General features: G+C 60.3%; 13 protein-coding genes. 2 read left to right on the top strand and 11 right to left on the bottom strand.

All coding sequences use genetic code 11. From position 1 onward, the window contains the following. Nucleotides 1–20 precede the first annotated feature (20 nt). The 6 genes from AC3RLQ_RS25905 to AC3RLQ_RS25880 are packed head-to-tail and all read right to left on the bottom strand — an operon-like array spanning nt 21 to nt 6,808. Complete coding sequence (locus AC3RLQ_RS25905; protein ID WP_493031571.1) at nt 21–938, bottom strand: DUF4886 domain-containing protein; 918 nt, start codon at nt 936–938, stop codon at nt 21–23. Nucleotides 939–951: 13 nt separating this feature from the next. Beyond that, nucleotides 952–1,353, bottom strand: coding sequence for a YlbF family regulator (locus AC3RLQ_RS25900; RefSeq protein WP_493031570.1), 402 nt, complete (start codon nt 1,351–1,353; stop codon nt 952–954). Nucleotides 1,354–1,408: 55 nt separating this feature from the next. Further along, nucleotides 1,409–2,122, bottom strand: a complete 714-nt coding sequence (locus AC3RLQ_RS25895; protein WP_493031569.1) for an HpcH/HpaI aldolase family protein — start codon at nt 2,120–2,122, stop codon at nt 1,409–1,411. Further along, the gene (locus tag AC3RLQ_RS25890; RefSeq protein ID WP_493031567.1) at nt 2,119–3,189 is read right to left on the bottom strand and encodes a phosphotransferase family protein; all 1,071 of its coding nucleotides are present in this window, start codon (nt 3,187–3,189) and stop codon (nt 2,119–2,121) included. The genes AC3RLQ_RS25895 and AC3RLQ_RS25890 overlap by 4 nt, the downstream gene beginning before the upstream one ends. A gap of 6 nt (nt 3,190–3,195) precedes the next feature. Beyond that, nucleotides 3,196–4,128, bottom strand: a complete 933-nt coding sequence (locus tag AC3RLQ_RS25885; protein WP_493031566.1) for a bile acid:sodium symporter family protein — start codon at nt 4,126–4,128, stop codon at nt 3,196–3,198. 31 nt (nt 4,129–4,159) lie between these two features. Further along, nucleotides 4,160–6,808 carry a sialidase family protein gene (locus AC3RLQ_RS25880; protein ID WP_493031565.1) on the bottom strand — a complete coding sequence of 883 codons (2,649 nt, stop codon included), beginning with the start codon at nt 6,806–6,808 and terminating at the stop codon, nt 4,160–4,162. A gap of 154 nt (nt 6,809–6,962) precedes the next feature. Between AC3RLQ_RS25880 and pepD the strand changes: the two genes are divergently transcribed. Beyond that, entirely contained in the window at nt 6,963–8,417 is a 1,455-nt protein-coding gene (pepD, locus tag AC3RLQ_RS25875; RefSeq protein ID WP_493031564.1) for a beta-Ala-His dipeptidase, read from the top strand. A 60-nt stretch (nt 8,418–8,477) separates the two neighbouring features. Next, nucleotides 8,478–9,521, top strand: coding sequence for a LacI family DNA-binding transcriptional regulator (locus AC3RLQ_RS25870; RefSeq protein WP_493031562.1), 1,044 nt, complete (start codon nt 8,478–8,480; stop codon nt 9,519–9,521). A 1-nt stretch (nt 9,522) separates the two neighbouring features. Here AC3RLQ_RS25870 and AC3RLQ_RS25865 read toward each other — a convergent pair whose 3' ends face one another. From AC3RLQ_RS25865 to AC3RLQ_RS25845, 5 genes are all read right to left on the bottom strand, one after another. Continuing rightward, complete coding sequence (locus AC3RLQ_RS25865; protein ID WP_493031561.1) at nt 9,523–10,941, bottom strand: FAD-dependent oxidoreductase; 1,419 nt, start codon at nt 10,939–10,941, stop codon at nt 9,523–9,525. Nucleotides 10,942–10,993: 52 nt separating this feature from the next. Further along, nucleotides 10,994–13,186, bottom strand: a complete 2,193-nt coding sequence (locus AC3RLQ_RS25860) for a DUF1549 domain-containing protein (protein WP_493031559.1) — start codon at nt 13,184–13,186, stop codon at nt 10,994–10,996. A gap of 273 nt (nt 13,187–13,459) precedes the next feature. Then, the gene (locus AC3RLQ_RS25855) at nt 13,460–14,764 is read right to left on the bottom strand and encodes a PcfJ domain-containing protein (protein WP_493031557.1); all 1,305 of its coding nucleotides are present in this window, start codon (nt 14,762–14,764) and stop codon (nt 13,460–13,462) included. A gap of 743 nt (nt 14,765–15,507) precedes the next feature. Further along, complete coding sequence (locus tag AC3RLQ_RS25850; protein ID WP_493031556.1) at nt 15,508–16,902, bottom strand: sulfatase; 1,395 nt, start codon at nt 16,900–16,902, stop codon at nt 15,508–15,510. A gap of 39 nt (nt 16,903–16,941) precedes the next feature. Continuing rightward, nucleotides 16,942–18,750 (bottom strand): M3 family oligoendopeptidase, encoded by a 1,809-nt coding sequence (locus AC3RLQ_RS25845; protein WP_493031555.1) that lies wholly within the window; start codon nt 18,748–18,750, stop codon nt 16,942–16,944. Nucleotides 18,751–18,767 lie beyond the last annotated feature (17 nt).

The raw sequence follows: 18,767 nt of genomic DNA, 5'->3' as shown, positions 1-18,767 counted from the left end.
CGCCGCTCTCATTTTGGACATCATTTTGTCCGCTCGATCACGGCGCGATGCGCGGTCTCCTGTAAATAACGGGCGTCCGTCGGATCCAGCCCCTTGGGCATGAAGGTGTTGCCCAAGGCACTCTCGCCAAACAGCACCTCGTACCAGACGCATGCACCGAGGTATTCGCCCATCATGCTGGCGTGATGGCCGTCCATGCCGAGTGCGATTTTACCACCATTTTTGGGCTTGGCCCAGCGCCAGCCGACGTGCAGGGAGTGTGTCTGATTCGGCAATTCGGGCTGCTTGGCGGTCTTAGGATCAAAGGTGGTGTCGGTTTGATAGGCCCAACTCGGATCGGTGTCGGCGAGATGGAAAGCGTCACCGGTAGGGATGATGCCAGCCCCGAATTCGGCGGCGATTTTGTCATAGGCGGCGCGCAGACCGGAGTACATTTCCTGCTGCGTTTTGGGTTCGCCTGGTTTGCCGGAAGTCTTGGTGAAGCGCACATCGTCTTTCCGGTACTCCCAGGTTTCATGCACCAGCAGCTTTGCCTGCGGAGCGTGTTTGGAGACGTAGTCGCGCAACCAGCCTGCGTAGGGCTGATAGGTGGCGAAGTCGTGGCTCTTGATGCTGGCCTGCTGGATGGTGACGTAGTCCCACTTTTGCAGCTCGAGGTTTTCCTTCAAACCGCGGCCGCTGGTGTAAAGACCCGCTTTGTCCTTCGGGTCTGCTTCATGCTTCTGAGCTTTCTCGGCGTGCACCTGAAATGAGGCACCGCCGATGACCAGAGGCTGATGGATGAGCGTGTGCCCTCCCGCCTTCGCCAGATCGCCGAGGTAATGCGTGGCATTGGCGGAGAAGCTGTTGCCAATGGTAAGCAGCTTCACCGTTTTGGCCTCGCCCGCGAAAGACGAGGCGCAAAACAGCAGCGTGGCGATCAGAGCGAACGCTTTCATACCCTTTCGGTGATTAGTGGCAGCCGCAGCCTTCGCCACAACCTTTGGAGAACACTTCGGATTCGGCAGGCACGGCACCGCGCTCAAGGCTTTTGCCGACGAAGCTTGTCACCACTTCGGCGATGCCACGAAGCACGTCCTGGGCTTCGATGAAGCTGAGGATGGCGGTGTTGGCATCGCACTGATCCTGCAGATCGGTGAAGCGGGAAATTTCTTCTCCGCTGGGCTCTTCGCCGTTGTGCTGCTTCTGGTGCAAGGCGCGGCCGAGCGTGGCCATCTCACGGTAGAGCGACACTGCTTCCTCATTGGCGAGGAAGGCTTCCGCTTTTTCGCGGGCATTTTTCACGTCGCTGTCGGCCACGAGGGTTTCGCAGAGTTCGACGATTTTGGATTTGATTTGGGGGGATGCGTTCATGGGGGAGGCGAGATTATAGGGGAAACGCCTTTGAACAGGAAAAAGTCAGACTTTTTCACCAAGCCCGCGCCGTGGCGAGGTTCCGTTTGAAGCCTTCGCGCACCAGCGAGAGGTCCGAATCCATGGCAATCCAGGTGAAGCCCAAGGCTTTGAGCTTTTCCTTGTCATCGGCATGCCGCACGAGGATGCCACAGCCTTTGCCGTGGTCTTTGGCGGCTTTGACGATGCTGTTGACGCAGTCGTCGTAGCTGCGAGGTGACTGCTGAGCCTTGAGGTCGAAGGACAAATCCGCAGGACCGATGAAGAGCGCATCGATGCCCTCCACGGCGGCGATTTGAGCTGCATTCGCCACCGCCTCGGCGGTTTCGATCTGGGCAAGGATGATGGGTTTGGGCATGGCTCCGTCTGGAAGACGCATGCCATAGCCATAGGCGCGCACGGTGCGTGACACGCCGCGATGGCCCTGCGGAGGATAATAGGCCGCATCCACACAATGCCGCGCCTCCGCGACTGTGTTTACATGCGGCACCATGATGCCCTGCGCGCCCCAGTCGAGGACGCGGGCGATCAGATCTGGATGCGGGGCGCTCACACGCACGATGGCAAGGGTGTCGCTGCCACGCAGAGCGCGCAGTTGATCTGGCAGCGCGGCTTCGGATTCGCAGCCATGCTCCAGATCGATCAAAACCCAGTCGAAGCCACACTCGGCGGCAAGTTCAGTGACCGCAGGTGAGCCGATGGAAAGAAAGGTACCAATGTGAGTTTTCATGGTCGAAGAATGTCGATGCTGCTGGAGTTGCGCAAGCCCTCCAGTGCGAGGTCGAGACGTGAATGGGTGAATTCGCGCAGGGACTGACCGGAGGCGCCAGAGGAGATGAGGAAGAAGCCAGCGTCACGGTCAAAGTAGCCCGCACCCACGCGGATCACGGCTTTGACGATCATGTTGCGCAGCAGATGCAGCCAGAAGCGGCGCAGGTAATCGGGAGGGAAGGCCCGGATGCTTTGATAACCCTCGAAGGCCCGGCGCAGAAACGCATCGTCATGGAAGCAGGCCAGGAGCGAGAGGTCGTCCATGGGATCGCCGCTGATGGCGTCGTCAAAGTCGATGAAGGCCGAGATCTCGCTTTCGCTGCCGAGGATGTTCCAGAGGGCGAGGTCTTTGTGAACGAAGCAGCCGGCGTCGAGTTGGAGGAGCGACTGATGATTATCGATCTCGGCGCGAATTTCGTCGCTCTGAGATTGCGTGATGAAGCCGCGGGTCACGAGGAAGGCCAGATGTTGATCGAGGCGAAGATGGAAGTAGTCGGCGTAGGTGGCATGATAGCCACACATCGACTCATCCAGGATTCCAAAGCCCGGCAGCTTGATCGCCTGCCATTTCGCCACTGCCTCGCCAATACCGAAGGCGATGCATCGCACATCGATACGGCCCTGCTTGAACCAGTGATTGAGATCAGGGTCAAAGATGCGCTCCATGGCCTGCCAGGCGAATGGGACACGAGAGCGCGAAGCATCGCAGGCATAAACCCGAGGCGTCATCACTCCGGCGTCACGCACCCTCGCCAGAAGTGCCGACTCCACGGCAAGCTGACCGTCCTTTTCAGGGCCGTTTTCGACACGCAGGAACATCGCTTGTCCAGCCACCCTGGCATTCCAGGTGAGGTGATTGCCCTGACCGATTCCTGTGCTCAGCTCAACGACCTGCGTGACGAAGTGCCGCTGCAAAGCCTCGCCAAGCTGCCGCTCGATCTCAGCATCTGGCGCTCCGCGGATCTGCGTGCCGTGAAACGCCGCAGGACGGTCGCATTTCCAGTAATAGATGTCGCGTCGGCTCATGGTCGGTCAGGCATCCGGCGTGCGGCGCTTCCACCAGGCGGCCATGAGGCCTCCGACGATGTTTTGCATCACACCGCTGAAGACGGCGGCTGCAGCAGCAAGTGGCAACAAGGGAAAGTGCTCACGTGCGAGCGCAGCTGCCATGCCGCCGTTTTGCATGCCCACCTCGATGCTGACAGTGCGAGCGACAGATTCAGGATACCGCAGTACTTTGGGGATGAGGTAGCCGACCACGAAGCCAATGACATGCAGCAGAAACGCAGCGAGAGCCAGACGGCCAAAGTGTGAGGCAACGGCATCGGCACTGGCGGCCACGATCCCACCGCTCACCAGGGTAAAAGCCAGGACGGCGACGGTGGGGCCGCAGGCACCGATTTGATCGGCAGTGCGCGGCAGCTTCCAGCGAATGAGCACACCCAGCACGACTGGAGCGACTGTGAGCTGCAATGCTGACAGGCACAGGCCCCAGGCATCCACCGGCACATATTTTCCGGCCAGCGAGCTGGTCCACATGGGGGTGAAGAAAAAGGCCAGCAGGGTGGATGCGAGGGTGAGCACCACAGAGAGCGCCACATTTGCCCGGGCAAGATAGCTGATCATGTTGGAGGCCATGCCGCCGGGACAGCTGGCCACAAGGATGATGCCCACCGCGAGTCCGGGCTCAAGTTTCAGCAGTGTAGCAACCAGCCAGCCGGTGAGCGGCATGATCGTGTACTGTGCAACGAAGCCGAGCGCCACGCTGCCAGGCATGCGTGCGATGGCCTTGAAGTCATCAATGCTCAACGTGAGCCCCATGCCGAGCATGGAGGCCGCGAGCGACCAGAAGATCCACGGCTTGTCGAACCACAGCATGGTCTGCGGGAAGAAGAACGCGAGCGTCGCGAGGCTCACGAGCCACACGGGATAGAGATTATTAAACCAGTTGAGAAAGCGGATCATGTTCGGTGATACCAGGAGGATGTGGAGTTGATCAAGGATGGATTTCGCGCAGCGCCGCTCCGGTGCCGCTGATGAGCAGCACCAGCTTTTTGAAGTGAAGCTGTTCACCCGCCTTGACCTCTTTGCGGTAAAGGCTCACGCGATTGATCTCTCCGGGGAAAAGCTGCACCTCGGGTGCATCCACCTTCGTGAAACCGGCGCTGGCGAGTGCTGCTTCCTGGCTCGCAGCCTGCGGTCGAAGGGACGGCGTGAGTGCATACAGAGTGCCCGGCTTGGTGACTTCCGCGTCAACCTTCTCGATGCCTGTGCGCAAAAACGGCAGGCCGTTGAGCTGCTCGAACAAGGCTTCAATCACGTAGTCACGATCCGTGAAGAGCTTCACACCCACCTTCATCACCGCAGCTTCCTCCGGCGGTGGTGCGGGCCAGACGATGCGCTTTTTTCCTGCCTGCGGCTCGAACTGTCCCACGTCTTCGAGTTTGCCGAACATGATGCGCTCCTTACGGCTCGCGTCTTTGTCGCCCCGCGTCACGACGAGCCAGATCACTCCGTCGTGTTCGTGAAAGGTCGGATATTGAAAGGACTGCGGCGTCTCGAAGCGGTATTTGCGCTCCCACGTTTTGCCATCGCGCGAGACGTCCACGTTGAAGACGCTGCGGCCCACGTCCTGGATGCGGGTGGACTCCTGCCAGCCGAGGTAGTAGACGCCGCCAAACTTGTCGAAGGTGGGTTTCGAGTTCGCACCGTTCGGCACGATGGGCAGCGGCATGCCCACGCTCCATGTTTTGCCATCGGCACTGGTGGTGAAATGATAGTTTCCCTTGTCGTTGCGGCAGATGGCCATCCAGGTGCCGTCGGGCAGACGGTTCACGGCAGATTCGCTCAAGGCTTCCGACTGTGGTTCATTGTAGTGCCCGAGCACCTCAAAGGTCTCCAGATCCTCATGCACCCGCGCCAGAGCGTTCTGTTTGCCACTGAAATTGTTCAGGGCGACGTAGGTATTGCCGTCGAACTGCTTGAACGAATCAAAGATGAAGAATGATGAGTCCAAGGCCTTCTTGGCAAAGCCCTGCGCCGCAGCATCGGCATGAAAATACTGGGGCTGGAAGTCAAAGGTGCCCGCCGCAGTCTTCAGCTTTGCCTTGTGAATCGTGGGCATGAAGTCGCCGGACTTCAGATCAAAATCGCGATACCACATCTGTGACTGCCGCTTTCCGGGATCTTCGCTAGTGAAGTAGCAGCGCAGAGAGTTTGCATCTTTCTGCAGGATGCGCGGTACAAAGCATGCGCCGACTGGCAGAGTCTCGTTCTCAAAGCGTTGTTCGCCCCTGGCAAAGTCGATCACTTTTTCCAAAGCAAGCGTCTTGAGGTTCACAATGGAGAGCGTCGCGTAAATTTCAGGCCAGCCTGCGCTCTCCCCTGCCCTCACGTCATTGGCTTCGGTCACGATGTAGGCGCGCTCACCGACGCACACAAACTCCGCATCATGCGCACCCTTCACGCGCGGCGAGGAGGTGTTCACGAGGCGCTGCATGACGATGTCACCTGCCAGCGCCGGATCCCACTTGGCAGGCACAACTTGGGGCTTCCCCAGTTTGCTGATTGTTTGTTTCAGACTCACCGCGCCGGAGGCATTTTTACAGGCGAGGACATCTTCCTCACGGAACTTCGCGAGGAGGATCTCGCCTTCGCCCTGGCGGTCGCGGTCATACGTGATCCAGATGAGACCCTCGCGATCCTGCATGCCATCGGGATAGGACACGCCTTTGCGCTCATCCAACAGCAGGCCTTCGTTCCAAGTCTGGCCGTCGTCGGTGGAGATCTGGGCGGTTAGATGGCTGCGTGTCTTGCCAGTGAAGCCGTGGTGATTCACAAGCAGGAGATTGCCTGACGCGACGCGGCGGATGAAGAAGCGGGAGCCGGGATTCGGAATGGAGCTGGCTTTGGCCTCGGTCCAAGTGCGGCCTTTGTCTGAGGAATGACTTTCCCACAGGAAGCCACCGCCAGTGCGGGTGAGCAGCCAGAGACGGCCATCCTTCAGTTCAGTGATCATGCACTCCAGAGCCCACTCGGGGGCTTTGAGGGCACCGTGCAGTTTCCATGTCTTTCCCTCATCCGTGGAGATGCCGACGCCTTGCAGTTGTTTCGGCCCTGCAAACCAGTCGTGGACCGGCTCGGTGGCATGCGTGACGGGCATGATCCATTCACCGGTAGAAAGCACCGTGGGCTTGTTCATGCGGAAGGCATAGGGGCCATCGTAGCCCACGCGGAACTCGGCACCAAAGACGAGTGGGGTGGCATCGGGATCGTCGCAGATGCGTGCGTGGACGTCATGCACGGCGGTGTCCTTGTTGCCGCGATTGAAGACGTACCAAAGGCGGCCTTTGGGGTCGATCCACAAGGTGGGATCAAAGCACCGAGTGCCGTTCTTGGGCTCCGCCATGATTTGCGGATGCGTGAAGGTTTTTGCCTGATCATCGCTATAGCAGAACAGCACGATGTTCTCCGGGGACGGTTCTTTCGAACCACCGGTGAACCAAGATGAAAAAACGCGGCCTTTGGCGGTGCGTTCCAGTCCGGGAATGCCCTGCCAGGTTTGGCGGCGTTCGGCGAAAGGCTCGGTGGCACACGCACATGTGGCGACGAGGAAGAGAAGAAAGCAGAGCTGACGGAAAATCATTGGCTTATCAAACGTGAAGCGCGCTGTCATTTCGCGGTGGAATCGGTCGATGAAGTGTTATGATACCACTCCAGCTTGTTTCGCAGCCGAACCTGCTCGAAGTGTGACCTTGTCCGCCGCAGCCTGATTTCATCTTCCATCGATCCCCCCCTTTATGCCATCCTCCGACATCCGCGCCCTCGAACCCAAAGCTCTCTGGAACTGTTTTGCCGATCTCAATGCCGTGCCGCGCCCATCCAAACGCGAGGAGCGAGTCGTGGGTTTCGTTTTGGGATTCGCCACGCGCCATGGCCTAGCGGCACAGCTCGACAGCGCAGGTAATGTGATCATTAAAAAACCTGCATCGGCAGACCGGCTGGGCCACCCACCCGTCATCATGCAGGCGCATCTGGACATGGTGCATAAAGCTGCTGATGGACTGAATTTTGATTTTGACCGGCAGGGCATCGAGATGTGGGTGGATGGTGACTGGGTGCGGGCACGCGGGACGACGCTGGGCGCTGACAATGGCCTTGGCGCCGCCGCGATCCTGGCCGTGCTGGCTGCGCAGGATTTGTCCCATCCGCCCATCGAAGCGCTCTTCACCCTGGATGAAGAGCAGGGCATGGGCGGTGCCCTGGGATTGCAGCCTGGACTGCTGACAGGCAAAACCATGCTGAATCTCGACTCCGAAGAGGACGATACTTTCACCATTGGCTGTGCAGGCGGCATCGACACGACCGGCCGTTTTGAATACACCGAAACAGTCCATGACTTCGCCGCGCCCGTGTTAGCGATCCAGATCACCGGCCTGCGCGGCGGACATTCTGGTCTGCAGATTCACGAAGGGCGTGCGAATGCGATCAAACTCATGACGCGCCTTCTCAATGCCTGCGGCGAGGATGTCGCAGCTCTTTGTACGATGCGCGGCGGCAGCGCACGCAACGCCATCCCGGCGCAATGCGTGGCGCAGGTGGTCATTTTGAATCAATCTCGATTTGATGAGAGCTTTCAGCGTGAGGCCGCTGGCATCCGCGAGGAGTTTCACCTCATCGAACCGGGACTGAGCATTACCACGACACCAGTGAAGATCGAAGGCTCCAGTGTGCAAACGATGAGCCCAGAGCATCAGAAGCACCTCCTTCTGGCCATGCAGGCCGTGGTCAACGGCGTCTATCGCATGAGTCCTGTCGTGCCCGGACTGGTGGAGGCTTCTTCCAACTTTTCCACGATCGAACTCGGCGGCGGCAAAGCCGAGTGGGGCAGCCTGCAGCGCAGCTCCGTGGAGTCGAGCAAGACAGATGTCGCCCATGCCTTCCGTGCGCCGTTTGAACTCATCGGCGCAGAGGTTCACTCTGGCGATCCGTATCCGGGTTGGAGTCCGAGCGCCACCTCGCCCATTTTGGACAAGATGAAAAAGCTCTACCGCGAGCTCTTCAGCCATGAGGTACAGGTGGGCGCCTGCCATGCCGGACTCGAGTGTGGCGTCATCTCCTTGGCGTATCCCGGCCTCGACATGATTTCATTCGGTCCAAACATCCACGAGGCGCATTCTGAGAAAGAATGTGCGAGCGTTTCTTCGACGCAGAAGTTCTGGAGGCTGCTCACGGCGACGCTGGCTGATCTGTAGCTTCGAGCTCCGTCCCACCTCGGGGCCCTGAGGTTGTCTTTACGTCTGCCTTTTATCACCATGCCCGTCACCACCGCTCCCACGCTCAAAGACATCGCCCGTGCGACCGGCTTTTCATTGATGACCGTGTCCCGCGTGCTGCGCGGAGCGCCCAAGGTTTCCGCCGAGAAGCGTGAGCTGGTACTAAAGGAGGCGAAGCGGCTGAACTACCAGCCCGACCCGCACCTGGCGCGCATGATGCAGGTGGTGCGCGGCAAGAAGCAGCAGCGGGTGCGCGCCGTGATCGCCGTGATCCGTGAGGATGTGCCGCAGGATGGTTTACTCGGTCCTTCGTATCAATACGTGCCAATCGATGACATCCGCAGCCGTGCGCATGGCCATGGCTACGCTGTGGAGGAGTTCTGGCTGGGCAGGGACGGGCTCACACCCAAGCGGTTGCAGAAGATCCTGCACGCGCGCGGCATCGAGGGCGTGATCGTATCGCCACAGAGCATGCAACTACCGTGCAGCAAGATGGACTTCTCACCCTTTGCTGCGGTGACCTTTGGCAATGCGATGAGCAGCCCGGCGCTGCACATGTGTGCGGGGAACATGACGCTGGGCATTCACATGGCGGCGGATCAACTCAGCGCGCGTGGTTATAAGAGGATCGGTGTGGCGGTGACGAAGTGGATCGTGAACCGCTCGCAGTTTGGCTACAGTGGTGGCTTGTTTCACTGGCAGCAGAGCCTCCTGCCTGAGGACCGGGTGCCGCTGCTGCTGTTTCCGAGCAATGACATCAGCAAAGGATTCGACGCGTTTGCCAAATGGATGCGTGAATACGAGCCGGATGCGCTGATCACTTTCGACACGCATGTGCCCAACTGGCTGCGGCGGCTCGGTCTGCGTGTGCCGCAGGACATCGGTTTTGTGGCGCATGACTGGACGCCCAAGATGCAGGAGTTTGCGGGCATTTACCAGCAGCGCGAACATCTCGCGGCGGCGGCGGTTGATTTGATCGTGACGCAGCTTTCGCAGCACGAGCATGGTGTACCCGCTGTGCCGCGCCAGATCATGATCCCGCCCAAGTGGGTGGACGGTCCGAGCATACGATCATTGCAGTGATTTAAACGCGCTGGCCCATCGCCTTCAGCTTGGCCTCGCCTTCGCTCCAGGGAACTTCGTGCGGCAGGCGTTTGGAGGTCGCGGCGAGGGCGGCAATGACACCGGCTCCTTCGCCCATGCCGACGGCATTGCCGGTCACGCGGTAGCTCGCGTGAGCGATGAAATCGCCGCTGATGCAGCGCCCGGCCATCATGAGGCCATCGACTTCTTTGGCGATCAGGGCGCGCAATGGGATGTCGTAGGGCTTGACCTTGATGTTGGTGGAATGAATCGCGGCTTTTTGGTTAAAATCCGCGGTGGTGGCATGGATGTCCACGCCGAAGGTGGCACGCACCACGGCGTCATCGTAGCGCGCGCCTTTGATGAGGTCTTCCTTGTTCACGACGTAACGTCCGACGATGCGGCGGCCGTCACGCACGCCGATCTGCTCGGCAGTGGCGACGATTTGGATGCCTTCCCATGGGCCACCGAGGCCACGAAGACCATTGACCATGAGGTTCATTTCTGCGCGAGCACGCACGGTGGCTGCGGTGATCTCGGCGGCGTCCCAGGGCTTGATGCCGAATTCCTGATTCATCATGGCAAAGACGAGATTTCCACTCACATGCCAGAGGGTGGCGCCTGCGTAGGAGGGGAAATGACCGGTGCTGACGATGGCGTCCTTGATGCGCTTTTTCTTTTCACCGTCTGTGTTTTCGCCGGGCAGCGGCTGGCCGAAGCGCACGAACTCGCGGAGCTTTTCGACATCTTTTACGACGAGCAGGGCATTGAGAGAAAGGGGCTGGCAGGGACACTCGGCGGCTTCGCCAATTTCGAAGGCGCAGCCTGCTTGGAAGCCGAGATCGCCATCGCCTGTGGTATCGATGAAGACGGGGGCTTTCCATGCCTGGCGACCCGATTTGGATTCGGTAACGATGGTGGTGAGGCGCTTGCCTTCGCGGAACGCAGCACAGACTTTGGTGTGATATTGGAATTTCACGCCGGCTTCCATGCAGAGCTCTTCGAGCAGGAGTTTGAGTGCTTCAGGATCGTAGCAGAAGCGGCTCGCGCTGGTGGAGTTCGCGCGGGCGCCGCGTGCATCGAGTTTGTCGCGCAGCTCTTTGGCAAAGCCGGGTTTGTTGAAATCGAGGAAGTATCCCAGGAGGCCCGCCGTCCAGATGCCGCCGAGGCAGCCACGCCATTCAAACAGGCGTACCTTTGCGCCTGCGCGTGCGGCTGTGATGGCTGCTGTGACGCCTGCGGGTCCGGCACCGCAGACGATCACGTCGGCATCCTGCGCCAGGGGGATCTCGTGAGCGGGTTCGGAGAACATGCCTGCTTTTGGAGCCGCGTCAGCCGCGATGAGCGGACTTTGGCTTACCGCGCCACCGGCAAGGGCGGCGTGCAGGAAATGACGGCGGGAAACGGGGGCAGGTTTCATGGGCCCACTATCACGAAGGGTGCGGCGTGGTGTTATCAACAGAGTTTTCCCCTCAACGCACAAAGATGAACTGCTGCGTATTGATCAGCGCAAAGACGAGGTCTTCGATGTTCAGGCCTGACTGCTCTGCTTTGACCCAGGCTGACTTCTCAGCAGCCGTGGGCGAGCGTGAGAGGAGGGTCTGGTATGCAGCGGCGAGCTGTTCGTCAGGATATTTCGCGGCAGCGAGGTTGAGCTTGAGCTGAGTGTGCGGCTTGAGGATGCTTTGAAACAGTTCGCTGTTCATCAGGACGAGGGCCTGGGGCATGCTGGCGTCAGAGTTGGCGTTGTCGATGATGTCGCGATCGCTCTGGCCGAATTCGCGCAGGTAGTGGCCGCGAGGGGCTGGAGACTCGAGATCGGCGGCGCGGGGCCATTCGCGGGCCTGAGCGCGGCGTGACTTGAGGTAGACGTCCGTGTCAGTGATGCCGAAGCGTTTGATCTCGTCACGGAAGAGAGATTCGCGCGCCTGTTCGGCGGCTGCTTCCTCGCGCGGAATGGCCTGGTCGATGTCGTAGCCGGGCACGTCGATGTAGGCGCGATTTTGGCCGGCTTTTTTGAGGTCTTCGAGCGTGGGAGCCTTTACTGGAATGGGCGGCGGAGCGGGCTTGCCGGTCTTTTGCGTGTAAAGGCGGGCCACGGCGGGGACGACAACGTAGTCGTGAATGCCGGTGCGTGCGGTGAATTCCAGGGAGCGGATTTCGAGATTGAGTTTTTCGAGCAAGGGCTTGTCCTTGGCCTTCTGAGCGGCGGTGTATTGCTCGCGCAGCACCTTGGAACGTGCGGCGATGCGTTCGTAACCTTCGGAGGCCTTGGCGGCACCATCGAAGATTTCCTGCGAGCTCAGCAGGTCGAGTGCATCGCTGAGCTTGCCGCGGTAGACGATTTTTTGCGCCATCTCGCTGTCGATGCCGTGCCTGCGCGGAAGATCTGGCGTGGGCTGGATGAGGGTGACGAAGGAATCGTAGATCTGCTCCGCGGTCATGCGGCGGAGCAATGGGCCGGTGAAGTGGCAGACTTCGCCGGGCAGGAGTTCTGCGCGTGAGACTTCGTTTTGGTAGGCCTGGGTATTGTACAGCGCGCGCTGGTAGGCCTTTACATCATAGCGGCAGTCGCGCATGAACTGCTCCAGATGTTTCATGAGCGCGGGATTTGATGCCACGGTGCTGTCGAGAATTTCATCGACAGGCTCGATCAAGCCGACCCCGAAGGCTTTCTTCCAGAGACGATTGGCGATCACGGTGGTGAAGCGTGGGTTCTCGGGAGAGGTCATCCAATCGGCAAAGGCTTTGACCGTTTCCCCCGTGGGCTCGCATTTCACGGATTTGCCCAGCATGGTCAGAGGTGAGATGACATCCTTCGGTTTGGCATCGGGGTATTGGTAGTCGTGCGGGAGCTTGAGCAGGCGGGTGGGAAGGGCCTGCACTTTGCTGTAGCGGACGAAGTCACCAAGGTTTTCAAACACACGGCCCATGTTGCGAGTGGAGGGTTCCAGCTCGGGCTTCTTTCTTGCCTGCACCATCAATTCAATTGCGCCTTTCTGCTGGGCGATTCCCGTGAAGTTCGTTTCCAGCGGGTAGGTGAAGGCGGCCATCTGGTAGAACTGCATCTGCGTCCATTTGTCGAAGGGGTGGTTGTGGCATTGCGCACACTCGATGCGGGTGCCGAGGAAGACGCGGGTGGTGTTGGCGAGGTTGTCCAGCGGCATGCCGATGTCGCGCATGTAGTAGCCGATGGCAGGATTGTCCCAGACCTTTCCCTGCGCGGTTAGGAGCTCGCGCACGAAGGCGTCATAGGGCATGTTATCGCGGATGCGCTGTTTGACGTGCTCGAGGTAGGGCTTTGAGGTCATGTCTCCTTGCCCGCCGTTGGAGCGGGTCTGCACGCGCAACAGGTCCGCCCAAAAGTGGAACATGCGCTGATTGTAGCCGTCGCTGGCAAGAAGCTGGTCGATGAGCTTGGCGCGCTTGTTTTTGTCGGTGCTGGTGAGGAAGGCCTGTGACTCTTGAAGGGTGGGGATGCGGCCGATGATGTCGAGGTAGAGGCGGCGGACGAGGGTCTCATCGCTCGCAGGAGGATTGGCGGTGAGCTTGTGCTGCTGCCAGTCTTTGGCGAGGAGCGTGTCTATCTGCCGCGACGCGTCGGTGGCGTGCGCGGCAGAGAGGAGGCTCAGCGTGATGAGAAGGGTGCGCGTGAATGATTGCATGTTCGTGCAGGCAAACGAGGAGGCTGGAGGGCTTCTATCTAGCGAGCGGTGGCAGGAGGAGTGATGTCGTGGTCATAGGCGGTGAACTGCTCCCGCAGGCTTTGGATTTCCCCTCACCCCAGCCCTTTGACTCACTTCGTTCGCCCTTCGGGCTGCCTTCGGCAGTCTATCTTCGCTTCGCTGCGATTCCCCGAAGGTAGCAGAATGTGTTTCAGCGAGGCAGGGGCGAGGAGAGGGAGACTCTTTTCAGGCGCTGAAATCGTGGCGGAGGAATTATTCCATACGCTCCAGGTGGTTGGCGGCGGCCCATTCGTCGATGATCCGCATGACATTCTGACCGGCGTGAGTGTTACGCGGTGCCTTGATCTGCACGATCTTCCGTGTGGCCTGCTCAACCTCAATGGTGGCCACTGAAAGCGCTTCCACGACGGCCTTTTCCCGTCTTAGAAAACGGACGCTGAAGATGGCGGATCTGCCGCTGCGGCAGCGGCCGGTGTAGCCGGACACGCAGTGCTGCATGGCCCGCCCTTCCGCCTTGAGGGCGTCCGTGGTGCACAGCTCGTCCACGCGCCATATGGGACGGCCGTCCACCCAGCCGCTGCGGCTTTCAAAGGGAATGCCACCAAGCATGGGCCGCCAGCGCCTGTCGGCGAGACGCAGCAGTTCCGCGCTCCCGGCCGCAGCACGCACCTGCTCCTCCGTGAGGTCATGCCCCTCCTCCTGCATCAGCCCGGTGAGAAACTTCACCGCGTGGCGCATGAGCGCGGACAGCGGCAGCCGCAGCAACTGCTCGGCCTGCGCACGGCCCTGATGTGCGTCGATGGCGTGCAACGCGTCCACCACCAGAGGGAAATGAGCGGCTACAGAGGCCTCCGCAGCGGCGGCGAACTTTTCCACGAGCCTAGCCCCCAGAGCATGCCAGCCAAGGGTTTGAAACACATGGTGCGTCATCACCGCCTCCCGCAGCGCAGGCGCGGCGCCCGCTGCATCCAGTTCGGCGCGCCAGACGGCGGAGGCCAGGCCGGCGGCCTCACCGCCGTTGAGCGTGGCATGCAGCACACGGCTGGTGATGCTCCTGGGAAAGCCGGGCACATCCTTCAAGGAACGGCCCTGGGCCACCGCAATCCAGCAGTCGCGGTCAAAATGCTTCGGCTGGCCGAAGACGTTCCATGCAGAGTCGAGAAACTCCGGCACCGGATACAAGGCCAGCAGGTGGCGCAGGAAGGAAGCCCACTGAGCGCGGGCATCCTGCGCAGGATCCGGCCGCCAGTCTTCCGGCTGACGCACCCATGACGGAGCATAGGCGGCGAGGCGAACAATGGCAGGCACGACGCCGAGTTCCTTGGGATGCAGGTCAAACAATACACGGCTACGGGCCTCCAGCACGGTAAGGAGGCGCATGCCGAGAACCCGCCAGCACGGCACGCCCATGACACGCCGGCTGCGGGCGGCGGCATGGCAGTGCTGGCGGAAGCAGTTGTTACGAAGGCGGCGCGCCGTCCAGGCGCGGCCAGAAAGGACCACCGGCATGACCGGGGCCTGCGGGCGCGCGGCGGCGCGCCCATGATGCAAGTTCATGATTCTGAAAAGGGATGGGGTCTGGCTTGATCGACCCGCGCAGGGACGCGCCTAGACAGCGGCAAATGCGACGGATGCGGATGCGATGGTTTGTTTTCCCCGGCTTCGTGGCCGGGGCTTCAAACGATCCGAGGGATCAAGCGAAGGGAGACAGAATCATGCGAGGAGAGTAGCGGCACCTCGCCGGATTTCCAGCAGAAGTGTGGTGAAAGTGTTTTGCAGGTGCTGAATTTTTAACCACGGATGAAGTCGTGATACCATAACCTAATACCATTACCCGTAGAAAACGGGTCTGTGCAAAAGCCCCCGGCTTTATGGCACGTGGTAGAGAAGAGCGTCTGGTGATGGTGATGCGCTGTGACTGCGGCGGCGGGACGGTGAGACGCTGCTGGAGGGCGCGGTGGGGTGAAGAAGGCGCCCATTCTTCGCTAAAGCTACGAAGGGCAAACTGGCTTTGCTTTCCCGGAAAAGAGTGTACCAGGGAAGCCTCGCTGAGGCTCGGCATCCCTTCGCTATGATGCGGAAGGCCTTTGGCCTTCAAGATGAATGTGGCAGTCTATTACGAGAGTCTAGATAGACAGGCGGGATGGCTATTCTCCGTCGCTGCTTCTGCCTTTCCATGTTGTCAGGACGGCGCACCTTTTTTTTGCGCCTGCGATGTGGCAGACCCGAAATTTGGGCCCCGACACAGCGGGGCCCTACCTGCCCTGCGGCATGCGGAGCGGTTTCATGTGCTCAGGGGATCACTCCTTATCCTTGGCTTTTTTGAGCAGCTTTTTTTCCTTCTTTGCCGCTGTCTTTTCGTTGCCGGCCACGGGATTGTTGATGGTGGGGAGGTGTTTGGCGAGTTCGGCCTTGGTGCCGACGTATTGCGGATCTTTGGCGAGGTTGGTCCATTCGTAAGGATCGGTGGACTCGTTGTAGAGTTCTTCATCGCCATCGGCATAATGGATGTAGCGCCAGCCTTCGGTGCGGACGGCGTGGTTGTTCCGACCGAAGGTGGTGACGGCGGGGGTGTCCCAGGCGGCAGAGGCGTCGGCGAGGAGGGGCTTGATGCTTTTGCCGTCGAGGTGTGCGGGCGCGGGCAGGCCGCAGACGTCGGTGAGGGTGGGGAAGACGGAGGTGAAATCGACGGTGCGCTCGCAGATGCTGCCTGGCTTGGTCAGGCCGGGGACGACCCAGATGAGCGGGGCACGGGTGGCCTCCTCCCAGAGGGCGAATTTGCGCCAGTGATCTTTTTCGCCGAGGTGCCAGCCGTGATCGCCCCAGAAGACGATGGCGGTGTTGGCTTTGTGCGGGCTTTTGTCATAGGCCTCCATGAGACGACCGATGAGCATGTCGGTGTAGCTGACGGCGGCGAGGTAGCCTTGGACGGCCTCTTTCCAGCGGCCGCTTTTGATCATTGCAGCGTGGTCGCCATCGGGCTTGGCCATCTTCACTCCCGCAGGCGGCACATCAGCGAGATCGTCCTTTTTGTAAGGGGGCAGTTCGATCTTGTCGAGGGGGTGCATGTCGTAGTACTTCTTTGGCACGTTCCAGGGCATGTGCGGCTTGTGAATGCCGCAGGCGAGGAAGAAGGGTTTTTCCTGCGGCCTGCCGAGCTGGTCGATGCAGTAGTTGACGATGTGCCAGTCGTTGAGGTCTTCATCCTTGCAGTCGAGCGCGGCGAACTTGATGCCGCCCACGCCATCGCTCTGGCCTTTGGGCACCTTGGGCATGCCACCTTCGTTGGTCAGGTAATCGTCCCAGTCTTCGCGGCGCTTGTAGCTTTCGTGGTAAATTTTTCCGGCACCGCAAACGAAGTAGCCGCCCTGACGAAAGGCGTGGGTGAGCGTCTGCTCTTCGGGGATTGCGGGACGCCAGTCCTCATTGTTGTCATACACGCCGGTCTTGCCGGGGCGCATGCCGCTCATGAGGGCGGCGCGTGAGGGATTGCACACGGGCGCGGCGCAGTAGCTGTGCGTGAAGCGCACACCGCGGGCGGCGAGCTTGTCGATGTTGGGCGTGATCGTCTGCTTGTTGCGGCCAAGGTAACCGACCCAGTGGTTGAGATCATCGATGGCGATGAACAGGACGTTCGGCTTGTCAGCGGCCGGAGCTGTGACAGCGAGCAACAGGATGGCGAGGATGAGGCGCATGGTGGCCGCTGAAACGCTGGCCACGCATGCGTCTTGCGCTCACTTCAGCGCTTCATAAGCCGTCAGCGTCGGTTCGATGGCCTTCAGCGCCGTGGCCCAGAATTCGGGCTGGGTGATGTCTTCGCCGAGGCTTTGTTTCACCACTTCCTCACAAGTTGCGCTGCCGGTCATGGAGAGGAAGGATTCGTAGCGTGGCAGGAAGGAGGGGCCTTCGGCTTTGAAGCGGGCGAACAATGCCTGGCTCAGGAGGTAGCCGAAGACGTAGGGGAAGTTGTAGAAGGAGATGCCGCTGATGAAGAAGTGCATCTTGGAGGCCCAGAACATGGGATCGGTGCCGCCGTCGAGGAGGGTATCGCCATAGAGCTTCTGCTGGGCTTCGTTCATGAGCGCGCTGAGGCGGCTCACGCTCACCTCGCCGCTGGCACGCTCCGTGTAGAAGGCCTTCTCGAATTCGTAGCGCATCGGGATATTGATGAGGTAGGCGTGCGCACGAAGCATTTCCTGATCCAGCAGATAGGCCTTCGTGGCCTCGGTGATGCCGGGATTGGTCATGAGGCCGTTGAGCAGGATCATCTCGCCAAAATTGGACGCGGTTTCGGCGAGCGTCATCGGGTAGTTGGCTGCAAACGAACGTGCGGGGCGCAGCACGCAGGAATGCCAGGCATGGCCGACTTCATGCGCAAGGGTGACCATGTCATGCACGGTGCGGTGGAAGGTCATGTACACGCGCTCTTCGTGCTTGAGCTGGGAGCCGGTGCAGAAGGCGCCGGGGCGCTTGCCCGCGCGGGGCTGAGCTTCGATCCAGCGCTGGGCGAGCATCTCGCGGAAGTAGGAGCCGAGTTTTGGATAGGCGGAGGTGAAGGCATGATCCACCGTGGCGCAGGCTTCATCCCAGGTGAGTTCTTTTTCATCGGGTGCGGCGATCTGGGGTGCTTCGAGGTCAAAGTAATGCAACGCGGAAGTGCCTTGCAGCTTGGCGGCTTTGCGAAGGGCGCGGCGCGGCAGATCAATGTGTGTGTGGATGGCCTCCAGCATGGAATCGAGCGACTTGCGGCTCATCGCACCATCAAACAGCGGAGTGTCGAGGAAGTGAGACAGACCGCGACGGGAATAGAGGCTGAGGCGGGTACCGGCGATGCCGTTCAGACCGGCAGCGAGAGTGACGGCATGATCATTGAACGGCTTCTGCCCATCGTTGAAGGCAGCTTCGCGCAGCTTACGGTCGGGCTCGGACATCAGCGCGCGCCGGCGGGACATGGGCACGATTTCTTTGTGCCCGTCCGGGAAGGTCATTTCAAACTCCATCTTGCCGGTGAGGGTGTCGTAGAGGCGGCCCCAGGCATGCAGTCCATTCACATTGAGGTCAGCGGCCAGGGCCTCCATTTCTGACTTCATCTGGTGCTGGCCTTCGTGGCGCATGCGCTTCACGGCGTGCTCGGCGTTTTTCAAAGAGGGATCGGCGAGCAGCGTGGCAAATGCGTCATCGCTCAAAGCCGCAAGCGCTGCACGCAGCGAGGCCATGAGCTTGGTGCTTTCGGCTTCGAGCGTGGAGATCCATGCTTCATCGGCCTTCACGGCTTCGTTGTTCGCGTCATCTGCGGACAGGCAGCCAAGATAGGCGGAGAGGTGGCCGAGGCGATCACTCAACGATTCGAGCGCATTGATAACGCGGGCCATCTCGATGGTGTCAATGCCCAGCGCGGCGGCTTGTGTCTTGAGTTCCTCAACATCGCGCACAAGCGCGGCTTTGAAGTCGGTGTAATCGGGAGCGCCGAAGGCCGAGAACCAAGATTCGAGGGACCAGCGGTCGGGGGTGGCTGGAGGAACGATTGTGACGGGGTTGGACATAAATGATAAAAAGAAAA

The sequence above is a fragment of the Prosthecobacter sp. GW821-HT29F12 genome (genome assembly GCF_058803405.1).
Note: the sequence above shows the minus strand (reverse complement) of the source record. Positions and strands in the feature narration are given on the sequence as shown.

What these genes read in the sequence shown, in the direction of transcription:
- AC3RLQ_RS25905 (WP_493031571.1), bottom strand. Translation starts at nt 938, where the DNA reads ATGAAAGCGTTCGCTCTGATCGCCACGCTGCTGTTTTGCGCCTCGTCT.
- AC3RLQ_RS25900 (WP_493031570.1), bottom strand. Translation starts at nt 1,353, where the DNA reads ATGAACGCATCCCCCCAAATCAAATCCAAAATCGTCGAACTCTGCGAA.
- AC3RLQ_RS25895 (WP_493031569.1), bottom strand. Translation starts at nt 2,122, where the DNA reads ATGAAAACTCACATTGGTACCTTTCTTTCCATCGGCTCACCTGCGGTC.
- AC3RLQ_RS25890 (WP_493031567.1), bottom strand. Translation starts at nt 3,189, where the DNA reads ATGAGCCGACGCGACATCTATTACTGGAAATGCGACCGTCCTGCGGCG.
- AC3RLQ_RS25885 (WP_493031566.1), bottom strand. Translation starts at nt 4,128, where the DNA reads ATGATCCGCTTTCTCAACTGGTTTAATAATCTCTATCCCGTGTGGCTC.
- AC3RLQ_RS25880 (WP_493031565.1), bottom strand. Translation starts at nt 6,808, where the DNA reads ATGATTTTCCGTCAGCTCTGCTTTCTTCTCTTCCTCGTCGCCACATGT.
- pepD (WP_493031564.1), top strand. Translation starts at nt 6,963, where the DNA reads ATGCCATCCTCCGACATCCGCGCCCTCGAACCCAAAGCTCTCTGGAAC.
- AC3RLQ_RS25870 (WP_493031562.1), top strand. Translation starts at nt 8,478, where the DNA reads ATGCCCGTCACCACCGCTCCCACGCTCAAAGACATCGCCCGTGCGACC.
- AC3RLQ_RS25865 (WP_493031561.1), bottom strand. Translation starts at nt 10,941, where the DNA reads ATGAAACCTGCCCCCGTTTCCCGCCGTCATTTCCTGCACGCCGCCCTT.
- AC3RLQ_RS25860 (WP_493031559.1), bottom strand. Translation starts at nt 13,186, where the DNA reads ATGCAATCATTCACGCGCACCCTTCTCATCACGCTGAGCCTCCTCTCT.
- AC3RLQ_RS25855 (WP_493031557.1), bottom strand. Translation starts at nt 14,764, where the DNA reads ATGAACTTGCATCATGGGCGCGCCGCCGCGCGCCCGCAGGCCCCGGTC.
- AC3RLQ_RS25850 (WP_493031556.1), bottom strand. Translation starts at nt 16,902, where the DNA reads ATGCGCCTCATCCTCGCCATCCTGTTGCTCGCTGTCACAGCTCCGGCC.
- AC3RLQ_RS25845 (WP_493031555.1), bottom strand. Translation starts at nt 18,750, where the DNA reads ATGTCCAACCCCGTCACAATCGTTCCTCCAGCCACCCCCGACCGCTGG.